The sequence below is a fragment of the Variovorax sp. KBW07 genome (assembly GCF_003852515.1).
In the GTDB taxonomy this organism is placed as follows: Bacteria; Pseudomonadota; Gammaproteobacteria; order Burkholderiales; family Burkholderiaceae_C; genus Variovorax.
Genome location: NZ_QAJK01000024.1, coordinates 76,986 through 94,827 on the forward strand (window position 1 = coordinate 76,986; position 17,842 = coordinate 94,827).

Annotated in this window: 18 protein-coding genes; 11 read left to right on the forward strand and 7 right to left on the reverse strand. The window is 67.1% G+C overall.

From position 1 onward, the window contains the following. Positions 1-12: 12 nt before the first annotated feature. The 4 genes from glp to DBV14_RS04905 are packed head-to-tail and all read right to left on the reverse strand — an operon-like array spanning position 13 to position 4,495. Positions 13-1,335 (reverse strand): gephyrin-like molybdotransferase Glp, encoded by a 1,323-nt coding sequence (gene glp / locus DBV14_RS04890; protein ID WP_124458068.1) that lies wholly within the window; start codon positions 1,333-1,335, stop codon positions 13-15. Continuing rightward, entirely contained in the window at positions 1,332-1,973 is a 642-nt protein-coding gene (gene mobA / locus DBV14_RS04895; RefSeq protein WP_124458163.1) for a molybdenum cofactor guanylyltransferase MobA, read from the reverse strand. Before mobA ends, glp begins: the two co-directional genes overlap by 4 nt. A gap of 17 nt (positions 1,974-1,990) precedes the next feature. Next, the gene (gene moaA / locus DBV14_RS04900) at positions 1,991-3,157 is read right to left on the reverse strand and encodes a GTP 3',8-cyclase MoaA (protein ID WP_124458069.1); all 1,167 of its coding nucleotides are present in this window, start codon (positions 3,155-3,157) and stop codon (positions 1,991-1,993) included. A 54-nt stretch (positions 3,158-3,211) separates the two neighbouring features. Continuing rightward, positions 3,212-4,495 carry a serine hydrolase gene (locus tag DBV14_RS04905; protein ID WP_124458070.1) on the reverse strand — a complete coding sequence of 428 codons (1,284 nt, stop codon included), beginning with the start codon at positions 4,493-4,495 and terminating at the stop codon, positions 3,212-3,214. A gap of 272 nt (positions 4,496-4,767) precedes the next feature. Between DBV14_RS04905 and DBV14_RS04910 the strand changes: the two genes are divergently transcribed. After that, positions 4,768-5,403 (forward strand): superoxide dismutase, encoded by a 636-nt coding sequence (locus DBV14_RS04910; protein ID WP_221621874.1) that lies wholly within the window; start codon positions 4,768-4,770, stop codon positions 5,401-5,403. 11 nt (positions 5,404-5,414) lie between these two features. After that, entirely contained in the window at positions 5,415-6,350 is a 936-nt protein-coding gene (locus DBV14_RS04915; protein ID WP_124458072.1) for a ZIP family metal transporter, read from the forward strand. A gap of 25 nt (positions 6,351-6,375) precedes the next feature. On the opposite strand, the gene DBV14_RS04920 is transcribed toward DBV14_RS04915, so the two are convergent. Together DBV14_RS04920 and DBV14_RS04925 are read right to left on the reverse strand one after the other, a co-directional pair. Then, positions 6,376-7,809 (reverse strand): aldehyde dehydrogenase family protein, encoded by a 1,434-nt coding sequence (locus tag DBV14_RS04920; RefSeq protein WP_124458073.1) that lies wholly within the window; start codon positions 7,807-7,809, stop codon positions 6,376-6,378. Positions 7,810-7,871: 62 nt separating this feature from the next. Beyond that, on the reverse strand, positions 7,872-8,426 hold the full coding sequence (locus DBV14_RS04925) for a peroxiredoxin (protein WP_124458074.1): 555 nt from the start codon (positions 8,424-8,426) through the stop codon (positions 7,872-7,874). Between the two features lie 184 nt (positions 8,427-8,610). Here DBV14_RS04925 and DBV14_RS04930 point away from each other — a divergent pair, with 184 nt between their 5' ends. From DBV14_RS04930 to DBV14_RS04965, 8 genes are all read left to right on the forward strand, one after another. After that, positions 8,611-10,167 (forward strand): phospholipase D family protein, encoded by a 1,557-nt coding sequence (locus tag DBV14_RS04930; RefSeq protein ID WP_124458075.1) that lies wholly within the window; start codon positions 8,611-8,613, stop codon positions 10,165-10,167. 9 nt (positions 10,168-10,176) lie between these two features. Continuing rightward, the gene (locus tag DBV14_RS04935; RefSeq protein WP_124458076.1) at positions 10,177-10,986 is read left to right on the forward strand and encodes a sterol desaturase family protein; all 810 of its coding nucleotides are present in this window, start codon (positions 10,177-10,179) and stop codon (positions 10,984-10,986) included. Continuing rightward, positions 10,970-11,920: a fatty acid desaturase gene (locus DBV14_RS04940; protein ID WP_124458077.1), complete on the forward strand. Its 951-nt coding sequence runs from the start codon at positions 10,970-10,972 to the stop codon at positions 11,918-11,920. The genes DBV14_RS04935 and DBV14_RS04940 overlap by 17 nt, the downstream gene beginning before the upstream one ends. A gap of 4 nt (positions 11,921-11,924) precedes the next feature. Then, positions 11,925-13,853, forward strand: coding sequence for a beta-ketoacyl-ACP synthase III (locus DBV14_RS04945; protein ID WP_124458078.1), 1,929 nt, complete (start codon positions 11,925-11,927; stop codon positions 13,851-13,853). After that, the gene (locus DBV14_RS04950; RefSeq protein ID WP_124458079.1) at positions 13,837-14,748 is read left to right on the forward strand and encodes a hypothetical protein; all 912 of its coding nucleotides are present in this window, start codon (positions 13,837-13,839) and stop codon (positions 14,746-14,748) included. Before DBV14_RS04945 ends, DBV14_RS04950 begins: the two co-directional genes overlap by 17 nt. Before the next feature lie 17 nt (positions 14,749-14,765). Next, entirely contained in the window at positions 14,766-15,140 is a 375-nt protein-coding gene (locus tag DBV14_RS04955; protein WP_124458080.1) for a hypothetical protein, read from the forward strand. Next, a complete protein-coding gene (locus tag DBV14_RS04960) occupies positions 15,127-15,366 on the forward strand; it encodes a hypothetical protein (RefSeq protein ID WP_124458081.1) in 240 nt (79 codons plus the stop codon). Before DBV14_RS04955 ends, DBV14_RS04960 begins: the two co-directional genes overlap by 14 nt. 238 nt (positions 15,367-15,604) lie before the next feature. Beyond that, on the forward strand, positions 15,605-16,192 hold the full coding sequence (locus DBV14_RS04965; RefSeq protein ID WP_124458082.1) for a hypothetical protein: 588 nt from the start codon (positions 15,605-15,607) through the stop codon (positions 16,190-16,192). Between the two features lie 19 nt (positions 16,193-16,211). Here DBV14_RS04965 and DBV14_RS04970 read toward each other — a convergent pair whose 3' ends face one another. After that, positions 16,212-17,057 (reverse strand): metal-dependent hydrolase, encoded by an 846-nt coding sequence (locus DBV14_RS04970; RefSeq protein ID WP_124458083.1) that lies wholly within the window; start codon positions 17,055-17,057, stop codon positions 16,212-16,214. 129 nt (positions 17,058-17,186) lie between these two features. Here DBV14_RS04970 and DBV14_RS04975 point away from each other — a divergent pair, with 129 nt between their 5' ends. Beyond that, positions 17,187-17,834, forward strand: a complete 648-nt coding sequence (locus DBV14_RS04975) for a TetR/AcrR family transcriptional regulator (RefSeq protein ID WP_124458084.1) — start codon at positions 17,187-17,189, stop codon at positions 17,832-17,834. Positions 17,835-17,842: the final 8 nt, after the last annotated feature.

Consider the following 17,842-nt stretch of genomic DNA (forward strand, 5'->3'; position numbering starts at 1 on the left):
CCGACCGGCTGGTTAGATCACGCCTTCGAACATCATCACGTCCACCTCGTCGCCTGCCGCGACGGGGCCCTGGTCGTGATGCAGCACCACGAGGCCGTTGGCGTCGAGCATCGAGCTCAGCACGCCCGAGCCCTGGTTGCCCGCCACGCACACCTCGGGCAGCGCGCCCATCACGGACTTGACGAAACCGCGCTGGTATTCGGTGCGGCCCGGCTTCTTGCGGATCGCCCCGGCGCTGCGGGCCCGCAGCAGTGGCGGCGGCGCCGAGGCGGCCTCGTGGCAACCCATCATGCGCAGCAGCGCCGGCCGCACGAAGGCCAGGAACGTGACCATCACCGCCACCGGATTGCCCGGCAGGCCGAACAGCACGGCCGGTTGAGCGCCGGGTGATGACGCGGCATCGCGCGGGATCAGGCCCACCGCCAGCGGCCGGCCGGGGCGCATCGCCACGCGCCAGAACGCCATGTCGCCCAGCTGCTGCATCACGTCACGGGTGTGGTCGGCCGCGCCCGCGCTCACGCCGCCGCTGGTGACGATGGCATCGGCTTCGCGCGCGGCGCGTTGCAGCGTGGCCGCCAGCGTGGCGGGGTCGTCGCGCACCAGGCCGAGGTCGATGACTTCGCAGCCCAGCCGCGTGAGCAGGCCGAACACGGTGTAGCGGTTGCTGTCGTACACGGCGCCTTCGCGCGGTGCATCGCCCAGGCTCAGGATTTCGTCGCCGGTCGAAAAGTACGCCACGCGCAGCCGCCGCAGCGCGGGCACGCCCGGCAGGCCCAGGCTGGCGACCATGCCGAGCGCGGCGGGCGACATGCGTTCGCCGCGGCGCAGCGCGGGCTGGCCCTTCATCAGGTCTTCGCCGGCAAAGCGACGGTTGTCGCCGCGGCGCAGCACCCCGGCCGGGAAGCTCACGCGGTCGCCATCGACCTTGCAGAACTCCTGCGGGATCACGGTGTCGAGCCCGGCCGGCATCATCGCGCCGGTCATGATGCGGACCGCATCGCCAGCGCCCAGCGCGCCGCGCCAGGCCGAGCCGGCCAGCGCCGTGCCCGCCACGCGCAGGTCGATCGACTGGTCGATGGGCGCGTCGGCCGGCAGCACGGCACCGTCGAAGGCGTAGCCGTCCATCGCCGAGTTGTCGTGGGGCGGCACGCTGATGGGCGAGACGATGTCTTCGGCCAGCACGCGGCCCAGGGCGTCGCACAGCGAGACGCTCTCGCGCTGCGTCACCACGGCCGAGGCAGTCAGTTGCGAGAGAAAGGCATGGACGGCGTCGACGCCCAGGTCGCCGGCGTCATAGCCCGAGAGGGCGGCGGCAATGTCGGCGATGCGGCTCATCGGTTTTCGAGGGCCTGCAGTTCGGCCAGTGTGTTCGCATTGAAGAAGGCGTCGGGTGCGTCGCCGGGGCGGTCGAAGGGCACGGTCACGCAGCGGTGCTGCGCAGTCCATGCGTGGACCTTGCGGCCGCCTGACTCGGTGAAGCGGCGCAGGCTGTCGTGCAGGTCGATGCGCAGCAGGCAGAAGACGGGCTGGGCGCGCAATACGGGTGACGCGTCGCTGCCGGCCATGGCTTCCGGCGCGCTGGCCATGGCGATCTCGGCATCGCTCGCCGCCGCCGCTCCGGCGAGCCGCGCGGCCAGGTCGAGCGGGAACAGCGGCGTGTCGCAGGGCACGGTGAGCAGCCAGCGCGTGCTGCAGTGCGCCAGGCCGGTCAGGAAGCCGGCGAGCGGCCCCGGGTAGTCGGGCAGGCTGTCGGGCCACACTGGCACGCCGAAGGCTTCGTACTCTGGCAGGTTGCGGTTGGCATTGACCATCACCGTGCCGACCTGCGGCGCCAGCCGCCGCAACGCTTGCAGCGCCAGCGGCTCGCCGTTGCAGCGCTGCAGGCCCTTGTCGACGCCGCCCATGCGCGAGCCGCGTCCGCCGGCCAGCAGCAGGCCGGTGATGTCGGCAGGGGCGATGGCATGCGCGGGCATGGCGTTCGTCGCCTGCGTCATCCGCCGATGTAGCTCATCTCGACGCGGCGCGGCGCCTTGTCGTTGGCATTGCCGTTGTTGTCTTGGTGTGGGTCGCCGGGGCTGCGCAGTGCGCGAAGCTCGGAGTAGCGGTCGGCGCGGCCCTGCCAGATGTGGCCGATGGCCGAGGCGATGTCGTCATCGCTCGCGGTGCCGCGCAGCAGCGGCCGCAGGTCGTGGCCGGCGCTGGCGAAGAGGCAGAGGTACAGCTTGCCTTCGGTCGACAGGCGCGCGCGGCTGCAGTCGTGGCAGAAAGCCTGGGTCACGCTGCTGATCACGCCGATCTCGCCACCGCCGTCCGCATAGGCCCAGCGCTGGGCGGTTTCGCCGGGCGTGGTGGCTTCGAGCGGCACCAGCGGAAATTCGCCGGCGATGCGCGCAATGACGTCGGCCGAGGGCATTACCTCGTCCATGCGCCAGCCGTTGGTGGCGCCCACGTCCATGTATTCGATGAAGCGCAACACCACGCTGCCGCCGTGGTGCGTGCGGAAGTAGCGCGCCATCGGCAGGATCTCCTGCTCGTTGGTGCCGCGCTTGACCACCATGTTGACCTTGATCGGGCCCAGGCCCGCGGCCCGCGCGGCGTCGATGCCGGCCAGCACGTCGGCCACCGGAAAATCGACGTCGTTCATGTGGCGGAACACCGCGTCGTCCAGGCTGTCGAGGCTCACCGTCACGCGCTGCAGGCCCGCGGCCTTGAGCGCGGCGGCCTTGCGTGCCAGCAGCGAGCCGTTGGTGGTGAGCGTCAGCTCGAGCGGATCGCCGCCGGGCGTGCGGATCTCGGCGAGCTGGCCGATCAGCCCTTCGATGTTCTTGCGCAGCAGCGGCTCGCCGCCGGTCAGTCGGATCTTGCGCACGCCGTGCGCCGCGAACAGGCGGGCCAGCCGCGTCATTTCCTCGAAGCTCAGCAGCGCGCTGTGCGGCAGGTACTTGTAGTCCTTGTCGAACACGTCCTTCGGCATGCAGTAGCTGCAGCGGAAGTTGCAGCGGTCGGTCACGCTGATGCGCAGGTCGGTCAGGGGCCGGCCGAGCCGGTCGAGCAACAGCCCGGTGGCGGGCACGGCCACGTCGGGCACCGCGACGGCGGGGCGCTGGTGGCCGACCTCGGCGATCGGAATGACGGTGCTGTGGCTGCTGTTCTTCATGGTGGGGGCCAAGGCCGATTTTGCGCCATCGACCAAGGGCCCATCGGGTGCAGGCTACTTCAGTACCGCCGCGTAAACCATGTTGCGCGCCAGGCTGCGGTAGTGCACGCGGTACTTGGGCGACTGCAGCATCAGCACGACGAACATTTCGTTCTTCGGATCGACCCACATGTAGGTGCCGCCGGCGCCGCCCCAGTTGTATTCGCCACCCGCGGCCGGGTAGGGCGCTTCGCCGTCGTTGCGGCGCACGGCAAAGCCCAGGCCGAAACCGTAGCCGGCGCCGGGCAGGTAGAGCGGGCCGGGCACGATGCCGGCGCCTGCGTTCGAATGGTCGGCCGTCATCAGCGCCAGCGTGCGCGGGCCCAGGTAGCGCTTGCCGTCCAGCGTGCCGCCGTTCAGCAGCATCTGCAGGAAGCGCGCGTAGTCGGCGGCCGTCGACACCAGCCCGCCGCCGCCCGATTCGAGCTTGCGCACCACGCGCGGATCGTTCAGGTCGGCCCCCACGCCGAAGCTGCGGTCGGTGGGCAGCGGCTCGGCAATGCGCTGCTGGCGCGCCGGCTCGGGCACGTAGTAGCTGGTGTCCTTCATGCCCAGCGGGTCGAGCAGGCGGGTTTTCTCGAACTGGTAGAGCGACTGGCCCGATGCCGCCTCGACCACGCTGCCGAGGATGTCGGTGGAGTGGCTGTACTCCCAGGTCGTGCCCGGCTGGTAGGCCAGCGGCAGCTTGGCGAGCCGCTGCGAGAACTCGGCATTGGTCGGATCGCCCACGCCCAGGTTGGCGGCGTTGTAGGCCTGCTTGACGAGGCCCGGGCCGAAGAAGCCGTAGGTCAGGCCCGAGGTGTGGCGCATCAGGTCTTGCACGGTGATCGGGCGGCGCGCGGGCACGGTGTCGAGCACCGGCTTGCCGTCGGCGCCGGGCTTCTCGACGCCGACCGTCATCCTGGCGTATTCGGGCAGGTAGGTGGCGATCGGGTCGTCCAGCTTCAGGCGGCCGTCTTCCACCAGCATCATCGCGGCCACGGTGGTGATGGGCTTGCTCATCGAATAGATGCGGAAGATGCCGTCGCGCTGCATCGGCGCGCCGGTGCCCGGGTCGAGCTTGCCGATGGGCTCGAACCACGCCACCTTGCCCTGGCGCGCCACCAGCAGCACCGCGCCGGGAATCTTGCCGGCGGCCACGTCGGCCTTGAGCACGTCGGTGAGCATCTGCAGGCGCTCGCTGGAAAGGCCGACCTGTTCCGGCTTGGCGGTCGGCAGCGATTGCGCCGCGGCCAGCAGGGGGCCCGCAAGGCTCAGGCCGAGCACGGCCGTGCGCAGGGTGCGCTTGAAGAACTTCATGGTGTTTGTCTCCGTCCTGTCGTTGATGGAAAGTCGGCACGACGGTCTTGGCGCCGCCTGGGGATCTGCTTGCCTCGGGTGCGCGGCTGGCAGCCGGAGGCGCGAGGCAGTGTATCGGCCGATGACGGATTCGGGGGAGGAACTGGCTGGTTTGCGTCATCGCCATGGTGGATGTCTTGACGCCGCCAATGCGAATTACTATCATCTGGGTGCCTGAGTACGCAGCACGTCGACGACGCAAAGGGCTCTTCCAACCAAGGAGCTTCCGAACCGTGCCGTACACCCTGCCAGCCTTGCCCTATGCCTTCGATGCGCTCGAACCCCACATCGACGCGCAGACGATGGAAATCCATCACAGCAAGCACCACCAGACCTATGTCAACAACCTGAATGCGGCCCTGAAAGACACGCCGCACGAGGGCCTGTCGGTCGAGGAGCTGATCGCCGGCGTCGAAAAGCTGCCTGAAGCGCTGCGCGCGCCGGTGCGCAACAACGGCGGCGGCCACGCCAACCATGGCCTGTTCTGGACCGTGATGGCGCCGGCCGGGCAGGGCGGCGGCGGCGCACCCACCGGCGCGCTGGCCAAGGCCATCGACACCGACCTGGGCGGCTTCGACGCTTTCAAGGAAGCCTTCACCAAGGCCGCGCTCACGCGCTTCGGCAGCGGCTGGGCCTGGCTGTCGGTCGCCAAAGACGGCAAGCTGGCCGTGGAAAGCAGCGGCAACCAGGACAGCCCGCTGATGCTGGGCATCGGCTCCGGCAACACGCCGATCCTGGGGCTGGACGTGTGGGAGCACGCCTACTACCTCAAGTACCAGAACCGTCGCCCCGAATACATCGCGGCCTTCTACAACGTCGTGAACTGGGCCGAGGTGGCCCGGCGCTACGCCGCGGCCACCGGCGGCTGAAGGACGGCACCATGAATGACGAGCCGCAACAGCAGCAGGTGCAGGCCCTGGCCGCGGCGGCACGGCCGAAGCCGGCCCGGCCGGTGCGCGAAGCGGTCGGCCTGGCCATAGTCGCCGCCGGCGTGCTGGTGCTGGTGTCGCAGTTCTGGCAGTTCGTGCGCGCCGACCCGATGGTGTGGAACGCCTTGCTCGGTGGCTCGGTGGCGGCGCTGGCCACCGCGCTCGGCACGCTGCCCGTGGTGTTCTCGCAGAAGCTGCCCGAGCGGCTGCAGGACACGCTGTTCGGCTTCGGTGCCGGCGTCATGCTGGCGGCCAGTGCCTTCTCGCTGATCATCCCGGGGCTGGAGGCTGCGAAAAACGTGGGTGTGTTCGGCGGCGGCCCCTGGGCGGCGGGTGGTGTGATCGGCTCGGCCATTCTGCTGGGCGGCATCGTGCTCATGGCCATGGACCGCGTGCTGCCGCACGAGCATTTCATCAAGGGGCGCGAAGGGCAGTCGGCCAGGCAGCTGCGCCGCACCTGGCTCTTCGTATTCGCGATCGCGTTGCACAACGTGCCCGAGGGGCTGGCCATCGGCGTCGGCTATGCGGCCAACAACGGCTTGCGGGCCGATGCGCTGGCCACCGGCATCGCCATCCAGGACGTGCCCGAAGGCCTGGTGGTGGCGGTGGCACTGCTGGCCGCCGGCTACAGCCGGGTGTTTGCCGTGCTGATCGGCATGGCCTCGGGGCTGGTCGAGCCGCTGGGCGCCGTGCTGGGCGCGGCCGTGGTTGGCCAATCGGTGATGCTGTTGCCCTGGGGGCTGGGCTTTGCCGCTGGCGCGATGCTGTTCGTGATCAGCCACGAGATCATTCCCGAATCGCATCGCAAGGGGCACGAATCCTTTGCCACCAGCGGGCTGATGCTGGGCTTCGTGCTGATGATGCTGCTGGACACGGCATTGGGCTGACCCCGGCGCGCGCCGGGGTTCAGGCTCAGCCGTGCTTGATGGCGACGGTTTTCAGCGTGGTGAAGCCGTACAGCGCCTCGAAGCCCTTTTCGCGGCCGTAGCCCGACGACTTCACGCCGCCAAAGGGCAGCTCGACGCCGCCACCAGCGCCGTAGTTGTTGATGAACACCTGTCCGCTGCGCACCCGCCTGGCCATGCGGAACTGGCGCGAACCGTCCGTAGTCCACACGCCGGCCACCAGCCCGAATTGCGTGGCATTGGCGAGCGCCACCGCTTCGTCTTCATCGGCGAACTGCATGGCCGCCAGCACCGGGCCGAACACTTCTTCCTGTGCCAGCCGGTGGTTCACCGGCACGTCGCGCAGCAGCGTGGGCGCCTGGTAGAAGCCGGTTTCGGGCGCTTCCTCGACCACGACACCCTGCGCCACCATCGGGATGCCGGCATGCTGCGCATCGCTCAGGAAATCCCACACGCGCTGCTGCTGCGTCTGGCGGATCAGCGGGCCCACGTCGAGGTCCATCGCGGCGGGGCCGACGCGCAGGGCCTCGAAGGCATGGCCCAGGCGCTCGAGCAGCGGCTCGTAGATGTCGCGCTGGATCAGCACGCGCGAGCCTGCCGAACAGGTCTGGCCGGCGTTCTGCACGATGGCATTGATGATCACCGGAATGGCCGCGTCCAGGTCGGCGTCGGCAAAGATGATCTGCGGGCTCTTGCCGCCCAGCTCCAGGGTGACCGGGCAGTGCCGCTCGGCCGCCACCTGCTGGATCAGCGTGCCGATCTTCGGGCTGCCGGTAAAGCTGATGTGGTCGATGCCTTCGTGCCGCGCGAGCGCGTCGCCCACTTCATGGCCGTAGCCCGTCACGATGTTCAGCGCGCCGGCCGGAAACCCGACCTCGGCCGCCAGTTGCGCCACGCGAATGAGCGAAAGGCAGGCGTCTTCGGCCGGCTTGACCACGCACACGTTGCCCGCCGCCAGCGCGCCGCCCACGCTGCGCCCGAAGATCTGCATCGGGTAGTTCCACGGAATGATGTGGCCCGTAACGCCGTGCGGCTCTCGCCAGGTGAAGACGCTGTAGCCGTCTTGATACGGAATGGTTTCGCCGTGCAGCTTGTCGCAGGCGCCGGCATAGAACTCGAAGTAGCGCACCAGCGCCACTGCGTCGGCGCGCGCCTGCTTCACGGGCTTGCCGCAGTCGCGTTGCTCGATCAGCGCGAGCTCGTCGACGTGCTCGGCGATCTTTTGCGAAAGCTTGTAGAGCAGGCGGCCGCGGTCGGCGGCGCTGACCTTGTGCCAGACACCCTCGAAGCAGTCGCGCGCGGCGCGCACGGCGGAGTCGATGTCGGCGGCATTGCTGCGCTGGATTTCGTCGAAGGCTTGGCCGTCCGACGGGTCGATGACCGGCAGGGTGCGGCCGGAGGCGGACGGAACGTCCGCGTTGGCGATGTAGTTGAGCTGCATGGGCCAGATTTTGCGCGAAGCACGCCAAACCCGTGGCCGCGGGGCCGGCCGTCTTTCTGCCCTTATTTGGCCGCCGTGGCTTTCGGCAGCGCCCGTACCGCGTTCAGCATGCGTTCCACGTGCTTGTCGGGGTTCAGGTTCTGGTAGTAGTAGGCGACCTTGCCGTCGGGCGCGATCACGTAGGACAGGCGGTTGGCAAAGTCCGGCCGGGTCTGCATCAGCGCGTCGAAGCCGTTGATCACGGTCTTGGCTTCGTCGGACGCCACCGGAAACCGGCTCTGGCACGACTTGACCGAGAACTTCGACAGGGTGTCGATGTCGTCGGCCGACACGCCGATCACCGTGGCGCCCAGTGCGGCGAACTTGTCGACCGCCTCGGCGAAGGCGTGGGCTTCGATGGAGCAGTCGTTCGAATCGGCGGCCGGAAAGAAATACACCACCACCGGGCCCTTGGCCAGCGCATCGGCCAGCGAGTAGCGGAAGGTCTTGCCGCCCAGCGCGGCGTTGGCGGTGAAGCGGGGCACGGGGTCGCCGATGTCCAGGGCGGCCCAGGCCGGATGGGCGAGGGCTGTAAAAACAGTCATCAGGGCGATGCGCGAGAGGATCGATCGGGCCATGATGCAACTCCGGAACGTTAAGGGCGAATTCTAGGCTCGGCATCTGTCGCCAGGGGTATCTGAAACCGGCTGAAACCAGCACCTGCCAGCCAGCGTACTTGAATCAACGGCTGACCCACTGCACCATCGCACCATCGGAACCATCGTCATGAACGCCTCGCTTTCACTGCCACGAATCGCATGCATGGCGCGCATCGCTTTTTCGGGCTTCCTGATCGCGCTGCTCGGCGCCTGCGGTTCGCTGCCGCCGGCGCGGGAGCGGCCCGCTGAATTTGCCACCACGGCCGACCCCTCGACCAAGCTCGCCAGGATTGCCGCGGCCTCCACGCCGCCCGACGAGCATTCGGGTTTCAGGCTGATGCCGCTGGGGGTGTATTCGCTGGATGCGCGCATCCAGCTTGCCGAGCGGGCCCAGCGCTCGCTGGTGGTGCAGTACTACCAGTTGGAAAACGACGCGGTGGGCCGGCTGCTGCTGCGCTCGCTGCGCGAGGCGGCCCAGCGCGGCGTGAAGGTGCGGGTGCTGGTGGACGACCTGTACACCGCCAAGAGCCAGCAACTGCTGCTGGCACTGTCCGAAACGCCGAATGTCGAGGTGCGGCTGTTCAACCCGTTCTGTTGCGGCCGCAACGGATTTCTCTCGCGCTTCGTGGCCTCGCCGTGGGAGATCAACCGGCTCAACCACCGCATGCACAACAAGCTCTTCATTGCCGATGGCGTGATGGCCGTGGTGGGCGGGCGCAACATCGCCGACGAGTATTTCGTGCTGAGCGAGGCGCAGAACTTCATCGACATGGACGCGCTGGTGGTCGGCAAGGTGGTGCCGCAGCTCGAATCGATCTTCGATGCCTACTGGAACAGCGTGCAGGTCTGGCCCATTGCCGAGATCGTGACGGGCGAGGGCGGCCGCATGCCCGGTGGCGCCGAGTTCGACAGCTGGGTCGGCATGGCCGCGCCGCCGCCGAAGATCGTGCTGCCGCCGTCCGACATCCTGGGCTACGGCCCCATTGCCGAAGAGCTCGATGGCGGCCGCATGGGCCTGCTGTGGGGCGAGGCCCGCGCCATTGCCGATCCGCCCACCAAGCCCGCGACCATGACGGCCGACGAGGCCATTGCCACCAGCGTCACGATGAAGGTCTGGGCCCTGCTGCTCGACGCCAAGACAGAGGTCGACCTGACCTCGCCGTACCTCGTGCCGGGCGAGCGCGGCATGGCGGCGTTCGAGGACCTGGCCAAGCGCAAGGTCAAGCTCACGCTGCTGACCAACTCGCTGGCCGCCAACGACGAGCCGCTGGTGCACACCGGCTACGCGCGCTACCGCGAGCGGCTGCTGCAAAGCGGCGCCGACCTGTACGAGCTGAGCCCGCAGCGCACCAGCGCGGGCGAGCGCTTCGGCATGTTCGGCAAGTCGCTCGGGCGGCTGCATGCCAAGACGGCGGCCATCGACCGCACGCGCATCTTCATCGGCTCGATGAACCTCGACCCGCGCTCGGCCAGCCAGAACACCGAGATGGGGCTGGTGGTCGACAGCCCGCAGCTGGCGCGCGAGATGCTGCGCATCATCAACATCAGCAAGCTGCAGAACTCGTACCGGTTGCGGCTGGCCAAGGACAACGGCACGCTGCAATGGCTCACCAACGACGGCGAGAGAGAGGTGATCCTGACCTCCGAACCCGAGTCGGGATTCTTCCAGCGCTTCTACAACCGGCTCATTTCGCCCATCGTTCCTGAGATGCTGTTGTAGCCTCGGGGGATGGCGCAGACTTTCACTTCGTTGCCCGCCCTCCAGGTCATGCTGTGGGGCGTGCTTTTTTTTGGCGGCATCTACTTCGGTTTCGGCGGCCTCACATGGCTGCTGACCCGGCGGGTGCTTCCGGCGCTCGGCATCGGGCGCGCGCTCGATCCGCGGCCGCTGCAGCCGGGGCAACTGCGGCGTGAACTGGGACAGTCGATCGTCTCGGTGTTGATCTTCGGTTTGGGCATGGTGTTTCCGTGGGGCTTGCTGCAGCTGGGCTGGGCGCGGCTCGATCCCGATGCGGGCTGGCGGCAGATCGCGGTTGAAATCCTCGTGCTCGCGGTATGGAACGACGTGCATTTCTGGGTCAACCACCGGCTGCTGCACACGCGCTGGCTGCGGCGTTTTCATGGGCCGCACCATCGTTCCTTCGTGACCACGCCGTGGGCCACGTACAGCTTTCATCCCGTCGAGGCGCTGATGCTCGGCAACGTGATCCTGCTGCCGATGGTGGTGCACGACTTCAGCTTCTGGTCGCTGGCGGCGGTGCCGGTGTTCAGTCTGTTCTTCAACTGCATCGGGCATTCGAACTACGACTTCTTCACGCGCGTGTCGTACAGCCACTGGTTCGCCGCGAGCCGCCGGCACCATCTGCACCATGCCGTGCACAACGGCAACTACGGCTTCCAGTTCACCTTCATGGACCGGCTATTTCGCACCCGCATCGCGGCCGATGCGGCCGAGCCGCTTTTCCAGGCCTTCCGCGAAAAGCAGCAGCGGCAACAACAACAGCAACCCCAACCCGGGCAGCATGGCGCGACCGCCTGACGCGCGCCGCCGCTTGCCGCCGCGTCTGCCTCGCTTGCGCCGTTGGCGCGACTGGCAGAGCCTGGCCTACCTGGTGCTGCTGCCCGCGCTCGTGGCGTGGCAATGGGTGCATGGCTTCAACCCGTGGCTGTATGCGCTGGTGCTGTTTCTTACGCTCGGCATCGGCGTGATTCACCACAACCACGTGCACCTGCGCATGTGGCGCGGCCGGCGAATGAACCGGCTGACCGACTTCTGGATCACGCTGCTGCAGGGGCACCCGACCTTCGTGTTCTGGCCCGCGCACGTGGCCAACCACCATCGGCACCGGCACGGGCCGAAAGACGTGGCGCGCACCTACCGTTTCGGCGGCGACACCAACCACTTGTGGGGCTACCTGCTGCATCCGTTCCAGGCGGTGTGGGTGCTGGTGCCGGTGTTTTTTTCATGGCTGGCCCGGCTGCGCATTCATCACCGCGGTGCCTGGCGCTATTGCGTGGCGCAGTACGCGCTGTGGCTGGCCAGTTGGGCGGTGCTGTTGGCGCTCGACTGGCGCAAGGCCTTGCTGTTCGTCATCGTGCCGCAGCTGCATGGCCTGCACTGGCTGCTGGCGACCAACTACCTGCAGCACGCGCACGCCGACGGCCGCAAGACGCCGCGCAAAGGGGCGCCGGGCGATACCCCGGGGAGCGGACTGAACTACGCGCGCAATTTCGAGGGGCTGGTGAACCCCTTGCTGTTCAACATCGGCCTGCACACCGCACACCACGAGAACCCGCATGCCCATTGGTCCGAGCTCACGCACCTGCATCACACGCGCTACCGCGCGCAGGTTGCCCCTGTGCTCAACGAGGGCGGGCTGGTGCCGTACATGGTGCGGGTCTTCGTGCTGGGGGCCGTGTGGCCGCGCTTTCGCAGCCGCTCGCTGATGCCTCCCGATTCTTCAATCACCTGAACCCATGCCCGTTTCATTCCAACGCGTCTACCTTGAAAGCGCCGGCTATTTCATGCCGGGCGAACCCATTCCCAACGAGCGCATGGACGCGTACATCGCGCCGCTCAACCGCATGTCGGAGCGCATCAAGCGGCGCATCCTGGCTGAAAACGGGATCCTCACGCGGCACTACGCCATCGATGCCGAAGGCGTGACGCAGCACACCAACGCGCAGCTGGCCGCCGGTGCCATCCGCGATTGCCTGCAGCGCGGCGCAACCGACCTGTCGCGCGTTTCGCTGCTGGCCAGCGGATCGTCGGGCGGCGACACGCTGATGCCAGGCTTCGCCAACATGATCCAGGGCGAGCTCGCGGCGCAGCCGATGGAAACGCACTCGGTGCATGGCATCTGCGCGGCCGGCGTGTCGGCCATCCAGACGGCGGCGCAGGGCATCGAGCTGGGCGCGCACCGCACGGCCCTGGCGGTGGCGAGCGAGATGCCGTCGCGCCTGTTCAAGCGCTCGCGTTTTGCGGCGCGCGGCTACGAGACAGATTTCGACTCGCACTTCCTGCGCTGGATGCTGTCCGATGGCGCGGGCGCACTGCTGCTGTCCGACGGTTCGCCGGCACTGGCCGGCGTGCCGGGGCTGCGCCTGAAACTGAAGTGGGTGCACCAGCGTGCCTTCTCGGGCGACTACCCGGTCTGCATGCAGCTCGGCCTGACCGAAGACCGCTCGCGCGGCCACCTCGATTTCGGCTCTTGGGCCGAGGCCGAAGCGGCCGGCGCGTTGTCGCTGCGGCAGGACATTCGACTGCTGCCGCACCTGTTCGACATCGGTATCCACGAATACGCGGGGCTGGTGCGCGACGGCTGGGTCGATCCGAAGCGCATCGATCACTTCCTGTGCCACTACTCTTCGGAAAAATTCATCCCGGTGGTCGAAGACCTGATGGCGAAGGCCGACCTGTCGATTCCGCGTGAGCGCTGGTGGAGCAACCTGGCGTGGCGCGGCAACACCGGCGCCGCGTCGATCCTCGTGATGCTGGCCGAGTTCCTGCACACCAAGGCGCTGAAGCCGGGCGAGCAGATCTTCTGCTACGTGCCGGAGTCGGGCCGCTTCATGGCGGCGTACATGCTGCTCGAAGTCGAAGCGGTGGATGCGGTGCCGACAGCCGTGGCGCCCCGCGCAACGGTGGTTGCGGCGGCAATGCCCGACGACGACCTCGTCATCGCGCCCCCGCACGATCCGGCCGCCGCGCCCGAGGGCCTCGGCGCCTTGCTGACAGAACTGGCCGCCATCTGGCACGACTACCGCTCGCGCGTCTGGCGCACGCCGCTGATCCGCCAGATCCGCGAGCGCCGCTTCGCCTTGCCCGACTACCTGAACTGGATGGAGCAGTGGGTGCCGCAGGTGCGCGAAGGCAGCCTGTGGATGCGCGAGGGCGCGGCTTCGCTGAGCGAGCCCTACCAAATGCTCGCGTCGCTGATCGACGTGCATGCGGGCGAGGAGCAGAACGACTTCAACATCCTGTTCGACGACTACAGGAAGGCCGGCGGCACCGTCCGGCAGATCGGCGAATTGCGCCGCAACCCGGGCGGCGAGGCGCTCAACGCGTACCTGCACGGACTGGCCGCCACGCGCGACCCGATCGGCCTGCTGGGCGCCATCTACATCATCGAGGGAACGGGCCAGCGCATCGTGCCGGCGCTGTTGCCGCTCATCAAGGCGGGCCTGAAGCTGCCGCCCGATGCCTTCCGCTTTCTCGAGTACCACGGCCACAACGACGAAAATCACCTGAGCCGCTGGCTCGTGGCGGTCGAGATGGTCATGGCCGTGGAAGGGCAGGCCCGCGCGGCCCGTCAGATCATCGACACGGCGCGCAACACGGCCGCGCTGTATTTGATGCAGTTCCAGCACATCACCGAACGAATGTCTCATGAGCCGAACGCCTGAATTTCTGACGCAGGAACACGACGAACGCGACCCCAGCCCATGGCTGGCGCTCTACCTCGACCAGAGCACGCCGCTGCCCGACAACGTCAAGTCGGCGTGGCTGGCCGATTCGAGCTCGGGCTCGCGGCAGTACCTGCTGCCGTTCCTGCGGCCCCTGGCTCGGCTGACGATCATCCTGATCCAGATCGTCAAGGTGTTCGTGCCGCGCAACTGGTCGCACTCGAAGCTGCTGCACCGCTTCCTGGCCTGGGGGCTGACGCGCTTCGTGTCGCCCGAGGCCAACTGGCTGATCCTGCGGCACTTTCACCTGGGCTCGCAGGTGCTGGCTTTCATCGGGCGCAATTCGCCCGCGCCCATTGCCACGAATCCGCTGGAGCCGGCGGACATCGACGCGCTGAAGGACGAGATGTTCCTCAAGCACGACCTGAACCTCTTCAATTTCGTGATTCGCCTGAACACGGCGCTGCGCGACAAGGGGCTGACGCTGTGCAAGGCCGAGAAGGTCGATTTCTCGATGATCAAGGAGCCGGGCCTGCGGCTGGAAGACATGCCGCACGGCAAGCTCAACTTCCTGGACCTGCAAAGCGCCATCGAGCTCTTCACGCCGCTCTACCAGCTGATGCTGACCGACAACGATTTCTGGCGCGCGGCCAATTCCTTGCAACTGGACGAAACCATCGGCATCTACACGGCGACGCTGCTGAATGCGCCAGAACACCTGATCCTGGTCAACAACAAGCACCCGCTGGTGCCGCTGTCGACCCTGCGCGCGGGGCACCGCCTTGTGATCCACGGGCTGTCTACCGAAATGCTCCACAGCCTGCTCCAGCGGATGCAGGCGGCCCAGAAAGAAGGGGAGACCGAGACATCCCTGTACGAGCAGCCACTTGCATAGGCGTATGCTGCCCCCAGATGCAAACCATGAACACGACCCGAAATCCGTCTCCAAAGACCGATCTGGCAGTGACCCAGGTGCTGGCTCAACTGCTTGAAAGGCTCGAACACAGCGCCGTGCCCGTCGGTGCCGAGCAATACCGCTCGGTGGTCGAGCACCTGGTGCACGAGTTCGAAGATGTCGCGCCCGGCGCCGATCTGGGCCGCTTGCTCGATGCCTATCCGGCTGCCTCCGAGGTCTACGAAAATATCAACTATCAACACGCCGGGCTGTGCCGCTCGGCGTTGGACGCTTCTCTCGCGGCTGAAGTCAGCGCCAGGGAAGCCATTGCACGCGCGATGACGCGCAGTGCCGAACCGAACAGCAAGGACAAGACGCATGGCGAAGGGTGAAGTGAAGACAGCAGTGGTGGCCGACGGCCTGCGCTACAAGACCAAGACCCCGGGGTCGCCTTTCCGCGCCTCGGCATCGTTCAGTGGCGCGACCATGTCCTGCTTCATGTGCGGCAAGCACCGCGTTCGCTCGCAACTGCGCACGCGCCAGGTGCTCGGAAAGTCGCAGACCGTCTGCGCGCCTTCGTGCAAGGCGCTCGACGAAGCACTGGCCGCGGCGGAATAAAAAACCATGCGCTCCTTGCTACCACGGCAGGGAGACGTTTTGGAGACATTTCCTCGCGGGCTTGTCGCTGATTGGCTTCCACATCCGCGCCAATAGATATACAGTTAGACACAAATGATGCATGCACTTGCATGTATTGAAAAGTACTAATCTGTAGTCGATTTCCAATGAATTTGCAGCAAAGCCATTGGCGCCTCGTAATGGGCGCGGATCTCAACGCTCGCAAAGGGGTTCAGCCATGAGCAAGCCGCGCCATGTTGTCATGCAGGTGGTCAAGCGCTCGTCCGGCAGCGCCACCCACCATGTCGAATTCCTGATGGACGACAACTTTGCCGAGCGCTTGCGACAACTGCGCTCGCTGGTTCCGCCCTTGGGCAGCCTCAACAAACAGCGCGATCTGGTGATCGACAAGGTGCGGGTGCGCCTGCCCAACGCCATCTGGCGTTCGGGCAACGAGATCGACATCGACGGTGGCGTGGACGGCTCCTGCATCGTCATTGCCGCCGAGGGCTCGTTCAATTGCGGTGGCAAGGACCGCAAGACGCGCGAAAAACTCGTGACGTACAACTTCTCGATCGCGCGCTTGATCGAGTTGCATGGCGAGCGCCCGGAAGGCGAGACGCTCTACATCCGCGACGGCGTGTTCGCGAACGACGAGCCTGCTGAATCGCCGGCTGGCCGCTGGGTCACGTCGATGCACGAGCTCGAAGTGGTGATGCGCGTGCCCGACGCTCCGTCGGACTTCGACACGCTGCACGACCTCACGCTGCGCCCCGAGCACCAGCAAGCCGGCAACGGCGGCCCGGCGCGCGCCACCTTCTTCTGAACTCCTGAATTTGTCGGGCTTACCGGGCGGCTGCGGCCGCCTCGGGTGCCGCGCCCACGGGCGTGTACTGCGCGCGGTTCTCCACCAGCCAGCGCGCCGACAGGCTGCTGTCTTGCTGCGCCGGGTGGAAGTCCGCCCGCAGGTAGCTGCGCCAGCCGGCCAGGTTGCCGCGCAGCAGGCCGTCGCGGGCCAGCAAGATGCGCGCGGCGCTCTTCCAGGTCGACCATTTCCACAATTGCTTTTCGTGCCGCAGGTTGTCGACGGTCTGGCGCATCAGGTCGCCGAGGAACATGAGCGTCACGCGGCGGAACCAGCGCGTGCGCCACGCTTCGGAGCCATCCGCCGCCTTGTAGACATCGAAGGCGACCGACTTGTGCTCCAGCTCTTCGGCGCTGTGCCACAGCCACATGGTGCGCAGCCGTGGCTCGGCACCGTCCAGCACTTCGGGGCGGGCCAGCAGCCATTCGGCGAACATCGCCGTGAAGTGCTCGGTGGCTGCCGTGACCGCCAGCGCGTGGCGCGGGTCGGCGCCTTCCATCAAGGTCAGGCGCTTGCTGGCACGTGCGCTCCAGCTGTCGATCAGGCCCTGGTTTTCGAGGTGCGCGTTGAACAGCGAATGAATGCGGCGGTGCGTGGCTTCCTGGCCGATGAAGCCGCGCACGTCGGCGCGGTACTTTTCCTGCACCTCGGGCGGCAGCGTGGCCACGGCGTCGCGCACGGCATCGATGAAAAACTGCTCGCCGAAAGGAAAGCTCATCGACAGGGCGTTGAAGAAAGCGGTCGAGAATGCATCGCCGCCGCACCAGTCGCGGGCAAACGGCGATTGCAGATCGATCAGAAGGCGGCGGACAACGAGTTCAGTCATGAAAACAATCCTCGAAAAAACACGGGATGCGTGGGATGAATGGTTGGTACAACTGCGTACCGAGTGCCTCCATGGTGCAATCGCGAGTTGGTACTGTCAAGTACCGAAACGTAGGAAAATGTGCCGTTCATGAGCGCCATCATCGAAAAGACCGCCATCGCCAAGCCGCCCAAGCCCGCTGAAGGCGCCGCGAACGAGCATTACGCCAGGCTGCTGCAGGGCATGGCGCATGCCGTGGCGGTCAAGGGCTACGCCGAGACCACCATTGCCGACATCGTGCGCGAAGCCGCCGTGTCGCGCCGCACTTTCTACGAACACTTCAGCACCAAGACCGAGTGCCTGATCGCGCTGTACGAAACCGCGAGCCGGCTCGCACTGCAGGCCGTGAGCGAGGCCTTCGACCCGGTGCAGCCCTGGCATGCGCAGGTCGAGCAGGCGATGACCGCGTATTTCGACTATCTGGCGCAAGACCCAGTGTTGCTGCGCACGCTCTTCGTCGAAATTCTCGGGCTGGGCATGCCCGGCCTCGTGGTGCGGCGCCGGGTGAACGACGAGATTGCGAGCTTCATCCAGATGGCGATCAACAGCAGCGGCGGTAACAGCAACGCCGAAGGCCCCGCCGCACACCTGACGAACGAAATGGCGATGACGGTGGTCGGCGGCATCAACGAACTGGTGCTGCAGTCCATCGAGCAGGACCGCGCGGGCGACCTGCGCGAACTGGTCGGGCCCGCCACGCGGCTGGTGCGCGCGGTGGCCGACGAGAGCCGGCGCTGAGCGGCTAA